Annotated in this window: 15 protein-coding genes; 7 read left to right on the top strand and 8 right to left on the bottom strand. The window is 34.0% G+C overall.

The features are described from left to right. Window positions 1-3,179 (bottom strand): Ig-like domain-containing protein (locus ITJ86_RS05050; protein ID WP_449663647.1); only part of this gene is annotated, 3,179 nt, incomplete at its 3' end. A gap of 146 nt (window positions 3,180-3,325) precedes the next feature. Here ITJ86_RS05050 and pbpC point away from each other — a divergent pair. Then, on the top strand, window positions 3,326-5,677 hold the full coding sequence (pbpC, locus tag ITJ86_RS05045) for a penicillin-binding protein 1C (protein ID WP_195870514.1): 2,352 nt from the start codon (window positions 3,326-3,328) through the stop codon (window positions 5,675-5,677). A 40-nt stretch (window positions 5,678-5,717) separates the two neighbouring features. Here pbpC and ITJ86_RS05040 read toward each other — a convergent pair whose 3' ends face one another. Then, window positions 5,718-7,970, bottom strand: coding sequence for a gliding motility-associated C-terminal domain-containing protein (locus ITJ86_RS05040; protein WP_195870513.1), 2,253 nt, complete (start codon window positions 7,968-7,970; stop codon window positions 5,718-5,720). 354 nt (window positions 7,971-8,324) lie between these two features. Between ITJ86_RS05040 and ITJ86_RS05035 the strand changes: the two genes are divergently transcribed. Then, complete coding sequence (locus ITJ86_RS05035; protein ID WP_195870534.1) at window positions 8,325-8,765, top strand: hypothetical protein; 441 nt, start codon at window positions 8,325-8,327, stop codon at window positions 8,763-8,765. Window positions 8,766-8,870: 105 nt separating this feature from the next. Here the strand turns inward: ITJ86_RS05035 and ITJ86_RS05030 are convergent, their stop codons facing one another. Next, window positions 8,871-9,926 carry an endonuclease/exonuclease/phosphatase family protein gene (locus ITJ86_RS05030; RefSeq protein ID WP_195870512.1) on the bottom strand — a complete coding sequence of 352 codons (1,056 nt, stop codon included), beginning with the start codon at window positions 9,924-9,926 and terminating at the stop codon, window positions 8,871-8,873. Between the two features lie 135 nt (window positions 9,927-10,061). On the opposite strand from ITJ86_RS05030, the gene ITJ86_RS05025 reads away from it, so the two are divergent. The 3 genes from ITJ86_RS05025 to ITJ86_RS05015 all read left to right on the top strand — a co-directional run bounded on the left by ITJ86_RS05025 (window position 10,062) and on the right by ITJ86_RS05015 (window position 14,865). Next, window positions 10,062-12,824 carry a carboxypeptidase regulatory-like domain-containing protein gene (locus tag ITJ86_RS05025; protein ID WP_195870511.1) on the top strand — a complete coding sequence of 921 codons (2,763 nt, stop codon included), beginning with the start codon at window positions 10,062-10,064 and terminating at the stop codon, window positions 12,822-12,824. 80 nt (window positions 12,825-12,904) lie between these two features. Next, window positions 12,905-14,326, top strand: coding sequence for a DUF5689 domain-containing protein (locus tag ITJ86_RS05020; RefSeq protein ID WP_195870510.1), 1,422 nt, complete (start codon window positions 12,905-12,907; stop codon window positions 14,324-14,326). Between the two features lie 176 nt (window positions 14,327-14,502). After that, complete coding sequence (locus ITJ86_RS05015; protein WP_195870509.1) at window positions 14,503-14,865, top strand: hypothetical protein; 363 nt, start codon at window positions 14,503-14,505, stop codon at window positions 14,863-14,865. A 51-nt stretch (window positions 14,866-14,916) separates the two neighbouring features. Here ITJ86_RS05015 and ITJ86_RS05010 read toward each other — a convergent pair whose 3' ends face one another. The 3 genes from ITJ86_RS05010 to ITJ86_RS05000 form a co-directional block, all read right to left on the bottom strand. Then, a complete protein-coding gene (locus ITJ86_RS05010; RefSeq protein ID WP_195870508.1) occupies window positions 14,917-15,324 on the bottom strand; it encodes a cation transporter in 408 nt (135 codons plus the stop codon). Window positions 15,325-15,609: 285 nt separating this feature from the next. Further along, complete coding sequence (locus ITJ86_RS05005; RefSeq protein ID WP_195870507.1) at window positions 15,610-17,667, bottom strand: M16 family metallopeptidase; 2,058 nt, start codon at window positions 17,665-17,667, stop codon at window positions 15,610-15,612. A gap of 19 nt (window positions 17,668-17,686) precedes the next feature. Next, window positions 17,687-19,000, bottom strand: coding sequence for a M16 family metallopeptidase (locus ITJ86_RS05000; protein ID WP_195870506.1), 1,314 nt, complete (start codon window positions 18,998-19,000; stop codon window positions 17,687-17,689). Window positions 19,001-19,300: 300 nt separating this feature from the next. Between ITJ86_RS05000 and rplU the strand changes: the two genes are divergently transcribed. Together rplU and rpmA are read left to right on the top strand one after the other, a co-directional pair. Next, complete coding sequence (rplU, locus tag ITJ86_RS04995; protein ID WP_195870505.1) at window positions 19,301-19,954, top strand: 50S ribosomal protein L21; 654 nt, start codon at window positions 19,301-19,303, stop codon at window positions 19,952-19,954. A 41-nt stretch (window positions 19,955-19,995) separates the two neighbouring features. Beyond that, window positions 19,996-20,256 (top strand): 50S ribosomal protein L27, encoded by a 261-nt coding sequence (rpmA, locus tag ITJ86_RS04990; protein WP_013869859.1) that lies wholly within the window; start codon window positions 19,996-19,998, stop codon window positions 20,254-20,256. Window positions 20,257-20,388: 132 nt separating this feature from the next. On the opposite strand, the gene ITJ86_RS04985 is transcribed toward rpmA, so the two are convergent. Further along, on the bottom strand, window positions 20,389-22,161 hold the full coding sequence (locus ITJ86_RS04985) for a MutS-related protein (RefSeq protein WP_195870504.1): 1,773 nt from the start codon (window positions 22,159-22,161) through the stop codon (window positions 20,389-20,391). Between the two features lie 97 nt (window positions 22,162-22,258). Next, a complete protein-coding gene (locus ITJ86_RS04980; protein ID WP_195870503.1) occupies window positions 22,259-23,005 on the bottom strand; it encodes a succinate dehydrogenase/fumarate reductase iron-sulfur subunit in 747 nt (248 codons plus the stop codon). Window positions 23,006-23,007: the final 2 nt, after the last annotated feature.

The raw sequence follows: 23,007 nt of genomic DNA, 5'->3' as shown, positions 1-23,007 counted from the left end.
CTAAAAATGGGGTTGGTCGCATTGTCGGCATCTGCTTGTGTTTCGTAATGCGTTAAAGTAATGCCTGTTTGACCGTTTAGGATCTCATCATTAGCCACTTCTAATGTAAAGCTTTCTTTCTCATCTCCTGGGTTATTCACATCACATAACTCTATTGGTGCTGGTGTGATTAGTACTGGTAATGGGTTTACAATTAATTCTAGGCTTGTGATTTTGTAACAGCTTTCTATGGTTGTATTGTCTTCTACGCGTACCCAAATGATTTGGTTAAAATCGTCTGTGTTGGTATAAGCGAGCGGATTATTTATTGCGTTATTACCAGCCATAGCACTAGCCTCATTCTCGTAATAACTAACGATGTATTGTGCTGGGTCTTGACCGTTTAATATTTCGTCTGCCTTTGTAGTTAAATCGAAGGTTGCAAAACCATCAGCTGAGATATCATCACACACCTCTAACGGTGTTGGTGCCACTAACTGTGGTGTTGGCTCTACGATTAACTCTAATACAACAATTGTTGCACAGTCGGTTGCTATCGTTGGACTTTCTATTCGCGCATATATAGTTTGCGCATCTTGAACAATGTTGTTATAGTCTACTGTGGTATCTATGGCGTATGCTCCGGTATTGGCATTAGTTTCGGTTTCGTGATAGGTGACTTCTAACCCTGAAGCTCCTCCCGTAATTTCGTCATCGATATCACTAAGTGTGAATAAGCCATAACCGTCATTATCTGGATCACAATATCGTAATGGTTGAGGCGTATTAGCAATTGGTGCTTGTTGAACGACTAACTCTAATGTTGTAATTGCAAAACAGCCTGTATTGATATCCTCGACTCTCGCAAAGATAACTTGACCATTAGTTGTATTGGTGTATAATAACGGTAATATATTTGTATGCGCTTCAGCTTGTGCTAACGTTACATGATAACTTATAGCGTAATTAGGATTGCTTCCTGTGATTTCTGCGTTTTTAAAACTTAAATCGATCTCTGTCTGTCCATCAGGAACTCCATCGTCACAAACTTCTAATGGTGTTGGAGCAATCGGTGTAACTTCAGAATGAACAGTAACAGTCTCCGAACTTGTTGAAGGACAAGTGCCAACAGTTGTATATTCAACCGTATAACTTGCGTCTGAAACACCTCCAGTAATCAAACCTGTAGTAGTATTAATAACAGCTCCATCCGTTGGAACAGGGTTAAATGAAAAAGTACCACCTGTATCTCCTGTAATGGTTGCTATTCCACCGTCACATGTTGGAGCTATGGTGAATGAAGCATCATCTGCTGTAATGACATTAAATGTTTCGGATTGCGTATCTGAACACACTCCAGGTGTTAAATATTCTATGGTATAAGTTGCTCCTGAAGTTCCGTTGATAACTGTTCCTGTTGCCGAATCTATAGTAGCTCCATCTGTAGGAATTGGATTAAACGAAAATGTTCCACCTGACGTCCCTAAAATTGTTGCCGTAGCTCCATCGCATGTCGGAGTGACATTAAAAGCAGCATCATCTTGCGTTAATATGTCTCCATTGATTGCAACTCTAGTTGCCGAAACACACCCTGTAGCTGCATCTGTAGCTTGTGCATAATAAGTTCCTGACGAATCAACAACTAAACTCGTACTATTAGATTCTAATAAAGTTCCTGCAGTTGCAGCATCGTACCAATCTACAATAATTCCGTTAGGGACGGTTACAGTTAAGGTCGCTTCAGTAGAATTACAGCCAGAATCCGTATCACCATCACTAATTGGAGGATCTGGTAACACAATAGATGTTGTTACTCCTGTTCTTGCGAGCGCAACACAACCTGTTGCCGTATTAACAGCTTCTGCATAGTAGGTGCCTTCGGCTGTTGCTAAAAATGTTGAACTATCGGATTGTAATAAAGTTCCACCTGTTGCGGCATCGTACCAATTCACAACAATTCCGGCCGGAACTGTAACTGATAGTGTCGCTTCATTTGTGTCACAATTAAAGCTTATATCACCATCATTAACTGGAGCCTCTGGAAAAGTTGCTGCTGAAGCATTAACAGGAGTTCTTGTTGTAGATACACATCCTGATGCTGCATCAACCGCTTCTGTGTAATAAATTCCTGGAGCTGTTGCTGTGTAGGATTCTGAATCAGCTTGTAATAAGGTTCCACCTGTTGCTGCATCATACCAATTCACTGTAATTCCGGTTTCAGGCGCTACAGACAATGTCGCTTGGTTAGTAATACAGTCAAAATCAACATCACCATCACTAACAGGTGCATCAGGATTAGGATTCACCTGAAACTCATATACATCTGAAAATGTAATACAATCTGAATTACCTAAATTGGCTTCAAATTCAGCAACTTTAGCTCTATAATATGTTGTTTCTGTAATTCCAGAAACAGAAATAGAAGCATTAGTTTCACCCGAAACATCAGACCAATTTACACTATCTGTACTTGACTGCCATTGATAATAATGATCACTAAATACGGCAAAATCTGGTATTGCTGTAATAAGATCAGAATACGGTGTTTCTGAAGCACAAACGATTGTTGAAGTATTATTATTACTATCTTCAACAGCAATTAAATCTCCGCAACTCTTAAATACGATATCGTCTATGGCTAAATCATTACCACAACCTCCAACACCATTATTTAGCATTTTGAGAATTACAGAAGTTTGACCAGGTAAGGTTTGAAAAACCAAACCATATTGTTCCCAAGTTGGTACTGCTGTACCATGTATATCACCAGTATCACCTGAGGCTAATAAATTCGTATTGGTATCATCCCAAATCTCAAATTTAACATTCACAGGAATGCCATTACCACCACAACCTGATGCTGGCAAAATATTCATTAACCATGATGAAAATTCATAGGTTGTATTTTCACATAAACCATCTATAGGTGTTGTATAAAATTCTCCTGTACTAAAACTAGCATTTACAATTAGTGCCTTTCCGTTTGTGTCTCCTGTATGGTCACTAGGCATATTCCAATTATAAAAATCAGTACTCGGTCCTATAGTGTACTGACCATCTTGTGGCCCTGGATATCCAACAAAAGTATAGGTCGTTGTTCCCACAGGTAATTGTGGTGTATAACTTGTACCTGTACCAAAATCTTCTACAAAAATTGGATCACCGGAATTTCCTGTACAGAATCCTAATTGGGCATGCACTTCTTTTGAGAAAAAAGAAACACAAAAAATTATGACTATTTTAAGATATATAAAATTGTTTCGCACGTTTCAAATATATATATAAGTTTGTGCAATTATCTTTAATTTTTAAGGATATAATTGCGAAAACAGCATTTGTATAGTCTATGTATAGGTTAATTAATTTTTTTAAACGCAACAGAATTACATCCTTAGTGATTATACTACTAATTGTTGCCTATTTTTTCTGTTTACCAAGACAATTATTCAAAGATCCGACAGCAACAGTTATTACAAGTCGGTCAAATGAATTGCTCGGAGCATTAATTGCAGAGGATGGTCAATGGCGATTTCCAGCAACTCATACTGTCCCTGAAAAATTTAAAATATGCATACTTCAATTTGAAGATGAGTATTTTTATAAACACCCAGGATTTAACCCAGTTTCAATTTTTAAAGCTTTAAAAAGTAATTTAAGTTCTGGAGACGTTAAGCGTGGAGGCAGCACCTTAACACAACAAGTTATTCGACTATCACGTAAAGGACAATCTCGAACCTATTTTGAAAAACTTAAAGAACTTATTCTAGCTACACGTTTAGAATTTAGATTGTCTAAAGACGACATCCTAAACCTGTATGCGAGTTATGCTCCATTCGGTGGAAATGTAGTAGGTATTGATGCTGCATCTTGGCGCTATTTTAACCGCAGTGCTTCTCATTTGTCTTGGGCAGAAAGTGCCACTTTAGCAGTTTTACCAAATGCACCAAGTTTAATTTATCCAGGTAAAAACCAGCAACAGTTGTTAGATAAACGCAACCGTTTGTTAAAAAAACTTCACGAAAACGACATTATAGACAAGTTAACTTATGAATTATCAATCGCAGAAAGCCTACCTCAAAAACCGTATCCGTTACCTCAAATAGCACCACATTTACTACAAAAAATAGCCAAAACTAATAAAGGTGAACGTTTTAAAACGAGTCTAAAAATAGACTTGCAAGAACAAGCAAATACCATAGTAGAGCAACATCATAATGTATTAAAACAGAATGAAATTCATAATCTTTCCGTTTTAGTTTTAGATGTAAAAACTCGGGAGGTTCTCACTTATATTGGAAATTCACCTACTGGTAAAACCCATCAAAATAGTGTTGATATTATTGACAAACCTAGAAGTACAGGTAGTATTTTAAAACCCTTTTTATATGCTGCCATGCTAGATGCAGGCGATATTTTACCTAATACTTTGGTCGCTGATGTACCCACACAATTTGGAAGCTACCAACCTGAAAATTATAACCAAAGCTATGATGGTGCAGTGCATGCTAATGAAGCACTTTCGCGCTCGTTGAATGTTCCTGTGGTCCGCATGCTTCAGGAGTTTGGTTTGGATCGTTTCTATCATTATTTGAAACAACTTCAACTTAAAGATTTAAAATACAATGCCAACCATTACGGACTGTCTTTAGTGCTTGGTGGAGCTGAAAGCAACCTTTGGGATTTATGTAAGAGTTATGCTGCTATGGCTTCAACATTAAACCATTTTAATGCGAATTCTAGTCAGTATTTTACAAATGAATTTACACAACCTATTTTCAATGCAAAGCAATCTGTTGACTTTGGAAAACTCATTAAAGAAAAAGCCGTTTTTGATGCTGCTTCTATCTTTTTAACCTTTGAAAGTATGAAGCAAGTCAATCGACCAGAAAGCGATGAAAGTTGGGAGTACTACGATTCTTCACAAGAAATTGCTTGGAAAACAGGTACTAGTTTTGGGTTTAGGGATGCTTGGGCAATTGGCACCACTGCAGATTATGTAGTTGGTGTTTGGGTTGGTAATGCTGATGGAGAAGGGCGTCCTGGCTTAGTTGGAGTGCAAACGGCAGCGCCAATTTTATTTGACATCTTTGATGTATTGCCTAAAAGCGATTGGTTTGCTACGCCATACGACGAAATGTTTGAAGTAAGTATTTGCAAAAAAAGTGGCTATAGAGCGTCATCAGTTTGTGATGATACAGAAATGAAATACATTCAAATAAGCGGTAAGAAAACGGGCCCTTGTCCGTTTCATAAATTAGTGCACTTAGATGCTAGTGAACGATATCAGGTAAATTCTTCTTGCGAATCGATGGCAAACATTACCAATAAACCATGGTTTGTGTTGCCTCCTTTGCAAGCCTATTATTTCAAAAATAAAAACCCGTTTTACACTCCTCTACCTCCATTTAGAATGGATTGTTTAGAATCTTCAGGCGTTACAATGGAATTCATTTATCCTAACCAACAAAGCACCATTTATTTACCAAAAGGTTTTGATGGTAAAACCAATGAATTAATACTTAAAGTTGCCCATTCTAAACCTGAACTAGAAGTGTATTGGTATATTGATGAACACTATATCGGAAACACCAAGGATATTCATGATATGGCTGTGATGCCTTCGCCTGGCGAGCACACTATAACCGTCATAGATGCATTAGGTAACGAACTAAAACATCGTATTACAGTTTCAGAATAACGTTTTAAAAGCTCTATTTATCAACTGAGAAGTTATTAAACTACCTATTGATATAAACCCAACCCGTTTGATTTTTTGCTCCACCATCATAAGTCATAGTATAAAAATAAGTTCCTACAGGTAGTTCATCACCATTGTTACTTTGACCTTCCCATTCGTTAGTATAGTTATTTTTTGAATACACTAACGTACCGTACCTATTGAAGATTTCAATTTTAGTAACATCGAAATTACTGAGGTCAAAATTATCGTTTAAACCCGGTGAAACACCTGGTGAAATACCTTCAGGAATAAAACAATCTTGAGGACCCGTTTCCGTAGAAATACTGACTGATGTTCTATAAAGTGAAATACATCCTGTAAGTTCATTAACAGCTTCGGCATAATATATTTCTTGATCTGTTACTGTTAATGTTTCACTATCTGCGAGTAATATGTCTTCACTTGATTCGGAACTGTACCAATTCACAATAATTCCTGAAGGTACACTAACCGACAATACAGCTCCATTAATTGTACAATCGTAGTCTACATCTCCATTACTCATTGGTTCATTTGGAGCAAATATACTTGTGCTCACTGCTGTTCTAGTTTCAGAAATACAACCTGTAAGATTATCTGTGGTTTCAGCATAATAAGTGCCTTCTAAGGTCGCTGTAAAATTAAGGCTGTCACCTAACAAAAGTGTTCCACCAGCTGCAGAATCATACCAGTTTACTGTTACTCCGGCAGGAGCAGAAACCGATAAAATTGCTTCATTTAGATTACAATTAAAATCTACATCACCATCGCTAATTGGTGCTTCTGGTAGAGCGCTAACTGCGATCACAGCAGTTCTTGGTGAAGACACACATCCGGTTGTAGAATCGACTGCTTCCGCATAATATGTTCCTAGTGCTGTAGCTGTATATGTAAAACTATCCGCTTGTAAAAGATTACCTCCAATAGCACTATCGTACCAATTTACCGTAAAACCTGTCGGTACAGAAACCGATAAAATCGCTTCTTCTAGACCACAATTAAAATCTACATCACCATCACTAATAGGTGAATCTGGCAATGCACTAATTGCACTCACTGCCGTTCTGGTTGTTGATATACAACCTGTAGTAAGATCTACAGCTTCCGCATAATAAGTTCCTAACGCTGTTGCAGTATAACTAAGACTATTTGCCTGAAGAAGAACTCCTCCTGCAGCACTATCGTACCAGTTTACTTCTGTATTTGGTGGCACAGTAACAGACAATACGGCTTCATTTATATTACAAATAAAGGGAGCATCACCACTGCTTGTTGGTGCTTCTGGATTAGGATTAACTGTTATCTCAAAAACATCAGATAATATTATACACTGATCATTATCTAAATTCGATGCTATTTCAGCAATCTTTGTTCTGTAAAATGTCTCAGCAGTTATAGACACATCAATGGTTTGATTAGTTTCACCTTCAATATCTGTCCATGTAACACCATCAGAACTTTCTTGCCATTGGTAAAAATGAGAGGTATAAACAGCATAATCTGGTGTTGCAGTTAATGTTGTTGTGTATGGAATTTCACTATTACAAACAGTAGCAGAAGTATTATTTAATGGGTCTGTAACCGTCACATAATCACCACAAGCTTTAAACGCAATATCATCTATTGCTAAATCATTTCCACAGCCACCATCACCATTGTTTATCATTTTAAGTATTACCTCATCTTGATTTGCCAAGGTTTGAAACACTAAACCATATTGTTCCCAATTTGGATCTGCTTCGCCATAAACATCTCCTGTATCTCCGCTTGCTAATAAATTAGTATCTGTACTATCCCAAATTTGAAAACGAACATTAAAAGGGATTTCTATACCTAAATCATGACAAAATCCTGGTATTTTCACAAAATTAAGTAACCAGGCTGAAAATTCATAGGTTGTAGATTCACATAACCCTGAAATTGTTGTTCTATAAAATTCACCAGCTGAAAAGCCTGCATTTACCATTAAAAATTTACCATCAGTATCACCAGGCGTATGATCTTCAACTTCATGCCAATCAAAACCATTTCCAAAAGAACCATTACCTACAGTATAAAAACCATCATCAGGAAAGCCATCTGTATAATAATATGTTGTTGTACCTTCTGGAAGAACAGAATTTACCGTTCCTGTTCCAAAGTCTTCAAAGAAAATAGGATCACCTGAAGTACCAGAACAAAATCCTAATTGTGCATGTACTCCAATTGATAGAAAAAAAACACAGAAAATTATGATTACTTTAAGACCTGAAAAATTGTTTAGCACATTCATAAAAATTGTTTAGTTAGTTTAATTAGAGATTACTGAATACGCTCAAATATATAAATAAGATTATCCAATAATTGTAGATTTATTGCGAAAAAAACTACCAAAACCGTGTTTGTATAGTTCATGTATAGTTAATACAACATTAGACCAGAGTGTTTTACGAAAAACAATTAGAGAACTTGTTCTTACATCACAAAAAAACAATCAAAAAAGTCAACTATAGAAATAACGACTAGGAATAAAAATACTTTGTTTATAATTTAAGTATTGAAAAACTTTTCTACACAATAATTAAGGAAATATAATTGTCCGAGTAAGGTTCTAATGTGTATTTTTACAAGCACAAAAATATTTTTAATTATGGAAACAATTCAGTTTATACATTCAAAATGGGCCTATTTGGTGTTAATCGTTTTAGTCCTTGCAACACTCAACGCACTGATTAAATTTTTTGGAAACAAAGAATTTGACGCTAAAGATTTTAGAATTTCTTTATTTGCTTTAATTACAATGCACATTCAATTATTAATAGGTATTGTACTGTTTTTTATGAAGGATTATTTTTCAGTCATCAAAGAAGTTGGAGGTATGGGAGAAGTGATGAAGAATTCTGGATTGAGAAATCTTATTATAGAGCATCCTTTAACTATGATAATTGCTATAGCCTTAGTGACCATTGGTTATTCAAAACATAAAAAGAAATTGACGTCTAAACCAAAATTTAAACTATTAACTATTTTCTATACGCTAGCCTTAATTTTAGTATTGGCTAAGATTCCTTGGAACCTGTGGTTTTAAATTTTAAACAATAGCACATAAGAAAGCGTCAAATAAACTAATATTTGACGCTTTTATTTTTGTAAATAATCAGACTCCTAATTAAAAGGGCTTATTAAAACCAAGCTACTCTACTTCTCTTATTAAGTATATATAAACCGGAAAGTGATCACTATAACCTCCAGAAAGTCCAGCGTTAATCATTCTTAAAGGGTAACCTTTATAACGCCCTTCTTTGTTTGTTAAATACGACTCGCTAAAAATACCGGATTGATAAAATCTAAACGATGAATAATCCTTTTCTAAAAATGGCTGTGTAAACAAAATCATATCAAACAAACTCCAAGAATCTCTATAACCTGTAGTCCCTAGACCTAATTTTTTATACTTATTTTCATAAGGGTTATAAATACCTTTAAGCTTAACTTTATCTTGATCTCCTTCTGCTTTTAATTCTTTTTTTAAACTATCATTTATAGGGTTATCATTAAAATCACCCATAGTTATAACTTTAGCATAAGGATCTATTGACTGTAAAGAATCTATAATACGTTTATTCAATTTTCCGGCAGCGACACGTTTAAATCTACTCCTTGCTTCACCTCCACTTCGCGATGGCCAGTGATTAACAATAATATGAATTAAATCTCCTTCCAATTCACCACTCACTAACAGTTGATCTCTTGTATATACGCGTTCTCTAGACGAATCGTCATAAATAAGCAACTCATGCGAGCTTGTCTCAATTGGTTTAAAAAGCGCTTTTTGATAAAGCAACGCTACATCAATTCCTCTTTTATCTGGCGAATCGAAGTGAACAATACCATAATCCTTATCCAACAATTCTGGTTCGTTTACTAAATCGACCAACACCTGTCTGTTTTCAACCTCTGCAACACCAATAATTGCAGGCGAATTATTGGTATCCTTAGAACCAATATCTGCAACTACTTTTGCCATATTATGAAGTTTTTTTACGTAAGCCTCTGCTCTGAGCGCTTCATTTAATTCCATCATAGGACTAGCTTCATCGTACTTAGTCGTATCATTTATGGTGTCAAATAAATTCTCTAAATTGTAAAAAGCAACAGTGTGAATTTTATACTTTTTCTTTTCTTGTGCGGTAACACTCATCAGTGTAGAAAGCAGAATTACTATTAAAGTTAGTTTTATATTTTTCATTTTATATGTTATGTTAACATTAATTACATTACAAATCTTGAGCCAAAAGTATATATTTATTATAAATAATGTAAATTTGCACGCCTTAAATAACTTTTATTTAATGTACAAAGATTATTAACTTTAAAAATAGGTATGAAAAAAAGTTTAATTATTTTATTATTTGGAATTTTTTCCTCTTTTACAATGGCAGCGCAAAGCACCATTATTAAAGGTAGTGTAAAAGATGCCGCATCTTCGGAACCAATTCCTGATGTTACAATTACAATTGAAGAAACACAACAAACAGCTTTAACCGATGGTTTTGGTGAATTTGTTTTTTCTGGTGATGTGCCTTTAGGAGAGCAGGTTCTAAAAATATCAAAAACAGGATATATAACGAAGCGCTATCCTATTATCGTTAACGAAGGACAAACTGTAGATATTACAGATATGACTTTAGATATCGATGTCACTGACGTACAGGATATGTTTACTATTACACTTTCTGACGATGAATTAAATGACGATACCAGTGGTGCAGATAACATTTCTGGATTACTATCGTCTTCAATGGATGTTTTTCAAAGAACAGCAGCTTTTGAATTTAGTTCTTCATTCTTTAAGGTAAGAGGTTTAGATTCTGAAAACGGTTCGGTTTTAATGAATGGTATTGAAATGAATAAACTCTTCAACGGAAGACCACAATGGAGTAATTGGGGAGGTTTAAATGATATGATGCGTAACCAAGTATTAACGACAGGTCTTACTCCTTCAGATTATAATTTTGGTGGTATTTTAGGAACATCTAATATTATAACAAGAGCTTCTTCGTATAGAAAAGGTGGTAGAATAACTTTTTCTTCTTCAAATAGAAGTTACACAAATCGTGCAATGGCGAGTTACGCTTCCGGTTTATTAGAAGATGGATGGTCTTATGCAATTATGTTAGGAAGACGTTGGGGAGATGAAGGCTACCAAGATGCAACTCTATATGATTCTAATTCATTTTTTGCGTCTGTAGAAAAGAAAATAAACGATAAACACAGTATTAATTTTACGTCTATTTACACACCTAATAGAAGAGGAAAGTCGTCGCCAAACACACAAGAAATTTATGACCTAAAAGGAATTAAATACAATGAATATTGGGGAAGCTTAGATGGTGAGCAACGAAACTCTCGTATTAAAGAGGTTGAAGAGCCTATTTTTATGTTAAATCACTATTGGGATATTTCATCTAAAACAAGGTTAAACACTAATGTTGGATACCAATTTGGTAAATTAGGTAACAGTAGATTAGATTATAGTGGTGGTGGTAACCCAAGTGCAGCTTATTACCAATTACTACCAAGTTATTACGAACAAAGAGATGATCTTGCAGGAGCTTATTTAGCGCAACAAAAATTTATAGACGATGGTCAAATAGATTGGAACCGTATTATTGATGCCAACGTAACTAATAATATTAATGATATTAGTTCTGCATATGCGTTATATGAAGATAGAGCAGACGACACTCAGTTAACTGTTAACTCTATATTTACTTCAGAAATTAATGAACATATAATCATTAATGGAGCTGTTAATTATAAAAACTTAAAATCAGAGAACTTTGGTGAGGTCATAGATTTATTAGGATCTGATGTTGGTTTATTAAATGTAGATTCTTTTGATGGTTTTCAATATGATAATCAAAACGCAGACCGTTTAGTAGAAGAAGGTGATAAATACAGATATAACTTTAATTTATATGCCGATGTTATTTCTGCTTACGCACAAGGACAATTTACATATCAGAAATTTGATTTTTATGCTTCTGCAAATATAACGAGCACAACATACCAAAGAGAAGGTTTATGGGAACACAGTAGGTTCTTAGGAGATTTATCTTATGGTAAAGGTGAAGAGCTTACGTTTACAGGTGTAGGAGGAAAAGCAGGATTTACATATAAATTTTCTGGAAAACACTTATTTGATGTTAATGGAGGTTACTTAACAAGAGCACCTAATTTACGTAACACATTCTCTAACTCTAGAGAAAATCACTCAATTGTTAAAAACATTAGCGAAGAAATAGTAACGTCTTTTGATGCAAGTTACATTTTTAGATCACCAATTGTTAACGCTAAAATTACAGGATTCTATACTAAAATTGAAGATGCTAACGAAGTAGGGTTCTACTACGCAGATGGTCTAAGTGGAGGTAATGATATTGAAGACAATGATACATCTGCTTTTGTACAAGAAGTTTTACAAGGTATAGATAAAAAACACTTAGGTGTTGAAGTAGGAATTGAAGCCCAAGTAACACCAACAATTAAGTTGAAAGGTGCAGCATCAATTGGTCAGTATACGTATGACAATAATCCAGATTTATACTTAACTTCAGCTAGTTTTAAGAATGCAGATGGGGCACTTAATTATGGACAGGCTAATTTAAAAGATTACAAATTGGCAGGAGGTCCACAAAGAGCATCATCTATTGGTTTTGAATATAGAGATCCAGATTTCTGGTGGTTTGGTGCAACGGCTAACTTTTTCTCAAATGCATATATAGATGTAAATGCATTAACAAGAACGGAGAACTTCTATTTAGCTCCAGATGGATTACCTATAAACAATTACGACGAAGAACTTGCTACGGAATTACTAAAACAAGAAAAAATTAGCGACTATATGGTAGTTAACCTTGTTGGAGGTAAGTCTTGGAAAGTAGGTGACTATTACATAGGTTTATTTGCTAGTGTTGGTAACCTATTAGACGAAGTTTATAAAACTGGTGGTTTTGAGCAAGGTAGAAATGCTAATTATACTCAGCTAAGAGACGATAATGCTGATGGCAATCCAAGGTTTGGCTCAAAATATTGGTATGGACGTGGTACCAATTATTTTGTTAACTTAAACGTTAGATTCTAAAAAAAGAAAAATTAATTAATAATATCACAATTATGAAATGTGCAAATTTCATAGATTCAATAATTATAAATAAAAAAGTTATGAATAAAGCAATTAAATCTTTAAAATTAATAGTAGTCTTAGTAGCTTCAATAGCTATGACGTCTTGTGTCCAAGATGATGATTACACCATTCCTAATAGTTTAGGCGACGAAGAAAATGAAGCTCTAGAAGAATTACTAGCAACAGGAAGCGAAGTCTCTTTTGAAACTGTTAAAGCGATGTACACAGAAGGCGAATTCATAGAGCCTGAGGATACTAATGTTTATGTAAAAGGTTATGTAACTTCATCAGATAGAACAGGAAACTTCTTTAAAGAATTTTTTATTCAAGATAGCCCAACAAACCCAACTTCTGGTTTAAAAGTCATCTTAAACCAAGTAGATACTTATAACCAATTTAACTTAGGGAGAGAAGTTTATATCAGTTTACAAGATCTTTATATTGGTGAAGAACGTGTAGGTAACGGAGTTACAACCATTGGTGGAGGAACCGAAACTGATCAATTCGGTACTACAGTAACTAGCTTAAATGAAATTCAAATTAGACAAAAAGTTTTAAGATCTTCGGTAACTGAAGACATCACACCTTTAAACATAGGTTTAACGGCAATTAATGGTGACCATGTTGGTTTATTAGTTAAAGTTGATAATGTAGAATTTGCTGATGATGAAGTTGGTTTAGGAGATGATCCAAATGTATTAAACTATTTTGACCCAACTGAAACGTTTGATACAAAAAGAACATTACAAGATTGTGGCGGATTTACATACCCAGAATTCATTTTAGAAACTAGTAGTTTTTCAAGTTTTAAAAATGAAAAATTACCTACTGGAAATGGATCTATAACAGCGGTTGTTAGCAAAACTTTTGATGGTGCTAGTTTAGTATTAGCCTTAAATACAACTGATGATGTAGATATGGAAAACCCAAGATGTACATTATTAGATATTGAAGATTTTGAAGTTGTTTTTAACGAAGGCTTTGATAGTGGTTTAGGAGATTGGGAAGTGATCAATACATTAGGTACACAGGATTGGTATGCTAGTAGTTACCAAGGAGAAGGTTATGTAAGAGGCTCTGCTTTTGATGATGATAACATTGTAGAAATGATTAGTTGGTTAATATCTCCTTCAATAGATTTTGATGCTAATGAAAATGAGCGTCTTATTTTACAAGTTGCAGATGCTTTCAGTAACGGACAACCATTAAAAGCGTATTATTCTAATGATTATGTGTCAGGAACCAATCCTGATGATGCTACATGGACAGAAATAGGAGCTTCAGAAATTTCGGCTCTACCGGAGAATACTGGTTTCTTCAACAATGTTTATGACGCAACTGGTTTAATTAATATTTCAATGATTGAAGGTGATGCTGTTTTAGCATTTGTTTATGATAGCGACGATGCTACAGTATCAACAACTATTGATTTAAGTAATGTGCAAATTTTAGCGCAATAAAAAAGCTTATTTATAATATATAATAAAAAGGACTGTCTGAAAAGACAGTCTTTTTTTTATGCAAATGTTTGACTAAACACATCTGCCAAAGCTATAACTATTATGATTAATTTAATTACTAGTCATTATATTGTAAATCACTATATTTATAACCTTAAAAAAAGGATATCACCTAGATGTTAGACACCATTTATATTTCAATATTTAACCACTATAAGAAAGCTTTAGGAAAAAAAAGCATCAATATAGCCTTACTTTATATTTGTACGTTAGAGCTATCCATTGCACTTGCATTAGGTGCCTTTTTTATAGCTTTTGCTAGTCAAATGAAAATGTTAGTAATGTCTTCTACTAAGTTTTGGGTAGTATTCTCATTAATAGCATTATTTATCATTTCTAAAAACTGGATGCGCTATAATGGCAAGAAAAGAACGATACTTAACGCTAAGTCTAAGCGCAGTGATACCTCCATATATTTATTATGGCTTTTGCCTGTAGGATGTTTCGCAATAGCCTTTATTTTGCTTCAAGTACAATAAAAAAAACGCTACCCTTTCGGATAGCGTTTCATTATAATTTTTTCAATAGAATTATTCTACTTTTTCTTCAGTGCCAAATTCTTCTACTTGGTGCATGTTCTTTACCTTGTAAATGTCTGCTACTTTAGTAACGGTTTCTTCTAATGACTCAGGCGTAACTTTAGCCTCATCATATTCAACCATAGCTAAACGTGAATCAAAATCAACTTTTGCTGATTTTACACCTTCCATTTTAGCCATTTTCTTTTCGATTGTTTTAGCACAACCCATGGCACATGTCATACCGTCGATACCAAATTCTACTTTAGCATACGTTGCATTTGGATCTAATGTTGTAGCCACATCGTTTTTAGTAACTTCTACATCTACAGTTTTAACTTCTGGTTCTGTTTCATTTTTACAAGAAGTAAAAACTAAAGCTATAATTGCTACTATACTTATTGTTTTTAATGTCTTCATTAGTTTGGGATATTATAATTTTGGTTAAATCTAATAAATATTGAAGTTTCCTGCGAGATAATTAACGAATTTTGTGATTCTTAATTCCTTCATTTGTATGTTATTTAAGATTATAAGTGTCCATTTGTACCAAAACGCTAATTATTCAAAAAAGCGAAATCACATATTATATTCTGAAACAACTCTATTTTTTTCAACAAGAATCAAATTAATCAAAAATTATACAAGCATAAAAAAACCGAAGCTTTCACTTCGGTTTTCAAAATTTTGAGTTATAAATTCTGATTATTCAAAATCAGCATCTGAAACACCTTCGTTAATTTTTGCTTCTAACAGTTTATAAACGATAAGCTGCCCCATTTGAGTACTTTCTCTTGTTCCTGGAAACATTATACCATCAAAGGCTTTGTAATCCTTTAAAAACGTTTCTTGACTTTGCGTTTGTCCTTGCATAGATGTCGTTTGTACCTCTTTTACTTTTAAACCTGTTTCTACATCATAGAAAAAAGCTAAAGACACAACTTCACCAGGTACTTCTAATTTATAAGCCTCTTTATCTTCTACTTTTTCAATACCAGTTATTTTAGCAGTATCAGATTTTAATAGGTTGAGCTCTGTAAAAAGACCACCTAATAATTTCATATCGTCAACCATACTTTCTGGAAGTGGGTTTTTATTCATAGTCACCTTATCTTGTGTCGTAACAACGGACATCATTTGGTTACCATTCATAGATACTGATTGAGCCAATTTGCCATCCATACGTTTTTCTTCGCTGATTAGAACAGATCCCATTGCGCTAGCTTCATATTGCAACAAAATAGAATTTAAAGCATCTACCTTTTCTTTTCCACCAACAGCTTCTATATAATTGTTTATTACAGATGTTGCATTTACACCTTCTGGTAATTCAACATCGAATTCTGGTTTTTCTGCTGGGTTAGCATAGTGATCGTAATATAAAATAGGAATTCCTGTTTTTTCAAGGTTTTCTATTACTTCACTCCCTTTACCAACGATTACTATCCTAGCATTATCTGATTTAAAATACTTATTCGCAACACGTGTGATATCTTCTGCAGTAACATCATTTATTTTCTGTAAATAGTTAGTATAGAAATCCTTAGGCAAATCATTCAACTTAATGTTTAATGCGTAATTAGCAACGGTTTGAGGGCTTTCTAATCCCATTATAAAATTACCAACATACTTTGCTTTTGCATCTTTAAGTAACTGAGCATCCACAGGTTCTGTTTTAATACGTTCAATTTCTTTTAAAGCTTCAACAACAGCACTATCCGTAACCATTGCTCTTACTTTTGCACTCGCAGTAAAACGACCAGCACCATATCTATTAGCACTTAATCTAGAATAAGCACCATAGGTATAACCATGTTCTTCTCGAAGGTTTTTAAATAAATAACCTTCTCCTCCTCCACCTAAAATATTATTGGTAATTAAAGCGGCATGATAATCTTCATCATTCATCTTTAAATCTACATTATTCATTATCGTAATGTTAGATTGAGCTGCTGTTGGCAAGTCTACAAAGTTAATTTGCGTGTATTGCGCATTAGGATTTACCTTAGGAAGTGTAGAAGATATATCTACAGACTTTTCCCATTTAGAAAAATGTTTTTCAATTTGTTTTTTAACAGCCTTATATTCAACATCACCAATAACTACTAAATAAGCGTTATTTGGGTTAAAATATTTTTCGTAAAAAGCTAATGCATCACCAAAAGAAACATTGTTTATAGTTTCTTCAGTTACGTACTCTCCATAAGGGTGTTTAGTTCCATAAGATAATGCATTTCCAACACGACTACCAATGGCATCGATACTTTTTTCTCCTTGTTTTAAGTTTTCAATAAGTCTTGTTTTTTCCTTATCAAACTCTTCTTCAGTTAATAAAGGATTAATAGCAGCATCTGCTAATAACTCCAATATACGATCAGAATATTTAGACAAAGAACTTGCAAAACCTCCTGTAAACCCAAAGCTTAAACGTGCGCCTAAAAAGTCTATTTCTTCATTAAAGTCTTCTTTAGAAACAGAAGTTGTTCCGTTACCTAACATACTTCCAAGAATGCTCTCTAAACCTGCTTTATCACCAGTTGCTATAGGGTTGTTATCTATACGCAAAGAATATGAAACTCTTGGTAGTTTATGATTTTCAACAACTAATACTTTTAATCCGTTTTTTAATTGAAATTCACTTGGAACTTTTAAACTAATTTCTGGTTCTGGACCAGCTTTAGGTTGTTGAGATCTATCTATCTGTGCATTAACACCTATTGCTACTAAAAACAATAAGGCAAATGCGGTTAATTTTGTTTTCATTATATAAGTTGTTTTCATCTTATTGATCATCTTTTTTTGGTAAATACTCTATTTCAACACGCTGATTTTTACTTAAATATCTATTAGCTACAGCTTGAATTTCTTCTCTTGTGATTGATCTGTAAATTTCAATTTCCTTGTTAATTAAATCTACATCTCCTTTTAACAAATAGTTTGTTGCTAAAGATTCTGCAATTCCTACAATACTAGCATTAGAATTTACAAATTGGTTTTCAAATTGATTAAGTAGTTTTTGATAATCGCGTTCTGTAATTAACTCATTTTGCATTTTAACGATCTCTTCGTCAATTTCATCTAAAATGGTATCTAAAGACGTATCTCCAGAAGGAATCGCAAAAATTGTAAAGATGTTATAATCCATTTGTGGAATATTTACAGCTTGTAATTGCAGGGCTTGTTTTTGCTCGTCAACTATTTTCTTATATAAAACTGAACTTTTACCACCACTTAAATATGTAGAAATCATATCTAATACATAAGAATCTCTAGATGTAAAACCAGGTGTTCTGTACGTAGCTAAAATTGCAGGTAATTGAATATTTTCATCGTAAGCTTGTGTTCTTACCGTTTCAGTAATAGGTTCTTCCTTTGGAAAGTTTCTTACCACTTCTGGTCTACTCTTAACTTCACTGAAATAATCAGCAACCAACTTTTTAGTTTTAGCCATATCAATATCTCCAGCAATAACTAAAACAGCGTTATTTGGACCATAATATTTATCGAAATAAGCATTAAACTCTTCTAAAGTAGCTGCATCTAAATGCTCCATGTAGCCAATATTAGGATCTTTATAAGGGTGAACCTTAAAGAGATTAGATCCTAATGCTTCAAATATGCCACCATATGGTGAACCAGCTCGTTGACGCTTTTCTTCTTTAACAACTTCGTTCTGTGTATCAACACCAACTTGGTCAATAACAGGGTGTAACATACGCTCGGACTCTAACCATAGCGCTAGCTCTAATTTATTTGAAGGAAAAACTTCAAAATAATAGGTTCTGTCTTGAGATGTGTTTGCATTAAATGTACCTCCATTAGCAGGTATAATTTTCATGAATTCTCCACGACCAATATTTTCTGATCCTTCAAACAATAAATGTTCAAAGAAATGTGCAAATCCGGTTCGCTCTCTATCACCATCTTTTCCACCTACATTGTACATTACAGAAGTAGAAACCACTGGCGCTGTGTTGTCTTGATGTAGAATTACGTGTAATCCATTGTCTAAATCAAACTCTTCGAATTCTACTTGTTGCGCTGACATAAATCCAACTGACAACAAAAGAGCTAGAGTAAATAAGCCTTTTTTCATTATTAAAAGTGTTTTAAGTTTAAATTGTATACGTATTTGTCTATACTAATTGCAATTTGTTACAAAATAGCTTCACAAAAATAAACAATGCTTTCACTTTTAACATAATAAAATGTGAAAACTCCTTAATAAGTATGTTATCATTTTCACAAACAAGTCTATTTTGTCTATTATTTGAAACAAAAGAGGTCTAAAACCTCTTAAAACGCTTGCCTATTAATAATTTAGAAGTATATTTGCATCCGCTTTCTGAGAAGAAAGTCATTTATTTAATAAACAAATTAATAAAAACGTTACGCTATGTACGCAATTGTAGAGATAGCAGGGCATCAATTTAAAGTTGAAAAAGACCAAAAAGTTTTTGTTAACCGTTTAGCAACAGAAGAAGGTTCGACAGTAAATTTCGACAACGTTCTTTTAATTGGTGATGGTAGCAATATAACTGTAGGCGCCCCAGCTATAGACGGAGCACAAGTAGGTGCAAAAGTCTTAAGACACCTTAAAGGTGACAAAGTAATAGTCTTTAAGAAGAAAAGACGTAAAGGTTACCGTGTAAAAAACGGACACAGACAATCTTTAACTGAAATCGTAATCGAAGGTATTACTACTTCTGGAGCTAAAAAAGCTGCTCCAAAGAAAGAAGCTAAAAAAGCAGAAGCGAAAACTGCCGCACCAAAAGCGAAAAAAGCAACAGGAAAAGCTGACGATTTGAAAAAAATTGAAGGAGCTGGACCAAAAGCCGCTGAAGCATTGGTAAACGCTGGTTTTGAAACTTTTGAAAAAGTGGCAAACGCAAAAGCTGAAGAATTGAGCAACGTGCTTTCAGAAGCAAGCTCAAGATTAGCACATATCGTTACCGAAACTTGGCCAAAGCAAGCTAAATTAGCTGCAGAAGGTAAGTGGGACGAATTAAAAGAATTACAAGACAGATTAGACGGTGGAATTGAAAAATAATTTTCAATTACATTAATATTAACAATATAAAACCTTAGATCATGGCTCATAAAAAAGGAGTTGGTAGTTCGAAGAATGGTAGAGAATCAGAATCGAAACGTTTAGGCGTTAAGATTTTTGGTGGACAAGCTGCTATTGCTGGAAACATTATCATAAGACAACGTGGAAATACACACCATCCAGGTGAAAATGTATATCAAGGAAAAGATCACACTTTACATGCTAAAGTTGATGGTTTAGTAAAATTTACTAAGAAAAAAGACAACAAGTCTTACGTTTCTATAGAGCCTTTTGAGGCTTAAGAAATTTATTTCTTAACAAATTATAAAACCCTTTCTATTTTTTAGAAAGGGTTTTTGTGTTTTTGTCATTCTGAACACAGTAAGGAATCTTTTTATCAGTTCAGTTAGACCTGTCAGGTTTTTAAAATTACCCTAAACAATCTCCATCTTCTTCAGTAGGAAACTCGCATTCATATTTTGGCAAACGCCTTGTTTTAGTTTGTAATCAAAAAAGAGTTCGTCATTGATGATTTCAGCATCAAAGTAATAATTTTTAACGGCTTCTAATTCCGTTTCAATTTCTGTGAGGCTTAAATCGTGCGTAGCAATGATTCCTGTGGCATTTTGCTTCACTAGTTTCTCCACAAATTTTCTAGAACCAATGGCTTTATCTGTACTGTTGGTTCCTTTTAAAATTTCATCTAGAATTACAAAATAGTTTTTATCGTTTTCAATGGTATCAACTACAAATTTTAAACGCGTCAATTCACTAAAGAAATACGAACTATCATCAGTTAAGGAATCTGTGGTTCGCATACTTGTAATTAACTTAATAGGCTTGTATTTGCTTTGTTTAGCACAAATTGGTAGTCCAACATTAGCCATGACGATATGAAGCGCAACGGTTCTTAAAAACGTGCTCTTTCCAGCCATGTTTGCTCCTGTAACAATAAAAAACTGTTCTTCTTCAAGTTTTAAATCACTATCGACTCGTTTTTCAGGATTTAATAACGGATGACCTAAGCCGTCCGCTAAAATAGTTACTGGTTCTTCGGTTATAATTGGATAGGTAAAACTTTGATGGTTAAAAGCATAATTTCCAAAACTATTAAAAGCATCAAAAAAGGTGACCACTTCAAACCAATCTTCTATTTTATGACCATATTTTGAAATCCATTTTTCAACATTATAGCTATAGCGTATATCTAGAAGTAGAAAACCATTCCCTAAAAGCAATGAAATAAGATTATTTCTATTATCTAAGGCATCGAGTGCTTTTGAAAATTTTGAAAATATTTCGGATGCTTTTTGATCTTCGGACTGAATTAATTTTTGTTTCGACTTTAATAAATCTGATTTAAATTCAGTAGTTTCAATGGCTTCTAAAAGCAATGCGTATTGTTTAAATGTGTCTTTTGCTTGTCCGGTATGATGGGCAAGCGTATCTATTTTTTTCCAATATATTCCGGTAATCGCAAGTCCAAATAATAACCAATACCCAATCATTGATATGGGAATAATTTCAGTTATTCCTAATCCTATAATTACCAACGACGCTATACTAAACACGATAGTGATTGCATATTGTGTTTTTCCTAAGAAGGATTTATACCCCTTTAACCAAGTAATAATGGAAGTTGCTGAATGTTCAATCTCTACACCTTGCGCAACAGCCGAATAGTGTTGTCTCCATTCTGGTAATGCCGCTAATTCTTGTATGGCAGCTTGGCGCTCTTCAATATTAGTGATGGTATTTGATAATAGGTTCTCTGTAAGTTTTTGAGTTCCCTCTTTAATCGCCGTTCTATTGATAAATTGAAAAAATGATCCTTTCCCAAATAAATCGATATCTAAACTGAAAAAATGTTTTGGGTTTTGAAATTCTGAACCATCAGGTTTTTCATGAAAATCACCTTTTGCAATTTTTAATTCATCTTCATTAATAGCAATCAATCGTTTATGTAAATTTCTTTTAGACTTTAAATCGATATATCGAGCTAATAGAAATAGAAAAATAGCGATTCCAACGACACCAATACCTAAAGCTACTTGCCAATTCTGATAGGTAAAATAGATGCCAATTCCTGTTAGAACAAAAACAGAAAGTCTCAGTAAACTAAATAAACTTAATTGTTTAAAAATACGCTTAGAAGCGACTTGATTAGCTTCTAACTGTTCGTTATAAAAAGTATTTGGGTTTTGCATGGTGCTAAATTAAAAAATCCCAAGATAAGATTTTACCTTGGGATTTTACTATAATATTGGGTTGTTCATTTGCACATCATCTATGCTAAATATGACACTAGCCTTTGAAAGTTGCTGCTAAATACTCACGATTCATACGTGCAATATTTTCTAACGAAATACCTTTAGGACATTCTACTTCACAAGCTCCTGTATTTGTACAGTTACCGAACCCTTCTTTATCCATTTGCTCTACCATGTTTCTTACTCGGTCTGCGGCTTCAACTTGTCCTTGAGGTAATAAAGCATATTGAGACACTTTAGCACCAACAAATAACATAGCGGATGAGTTTTTACAACTTGCTACACAAGCACCACAACCAATACAAGTTGCCGCATCCATAGCTTCGTCTGCTGCATGTTTAGAAATAGGAATTGAGTTAGCATCTTGCGTATTACCAGAAGTGTTTACAGAAATATAACCACCTGCTTGCTGAATACGCTCAAAAGCGGTTCTATCTACAACCAAATCCTTGATTACTGGAAACGCTGTTGCTCTCCATGGTTCAATAGTAATGGTATCACCATCTTTAAACATACGCATGTGCAATTGACATGTTGTAATGCCTCTATCTGGTCCGTGAGCTTCACCGTTAATGTGCATTGAACACATGCCGCAAATACCTTCACGACAATCGTGATCAAAAGCTACAGGTTCTTCACCAGAGTTCACTAATTGTTCATTCAAAACATCCATCATTTCTAAGAAAGACATATGCTCTGAAATATCAGTAACTTTGTAATCGACCATTTGCCCCTTAGCTTTTGAGTCTTTTTGTCTCCAAATTTTAAGTGTTAAATTCATAT

It is taken from the genome of Winogradskyella marina, from assembly GCF_015645385.1.
GTDB lineage: Bacteria > Bacteroidota > Bacteroidia > Flavobacteriales > Flavobacteriaceae > Winogradskyella > Winogradskyella marina.
Note: the sequence above shows the minus strand (reverse complement) of the source record. Positions and strands in the feature narration are given on the sequence as shown.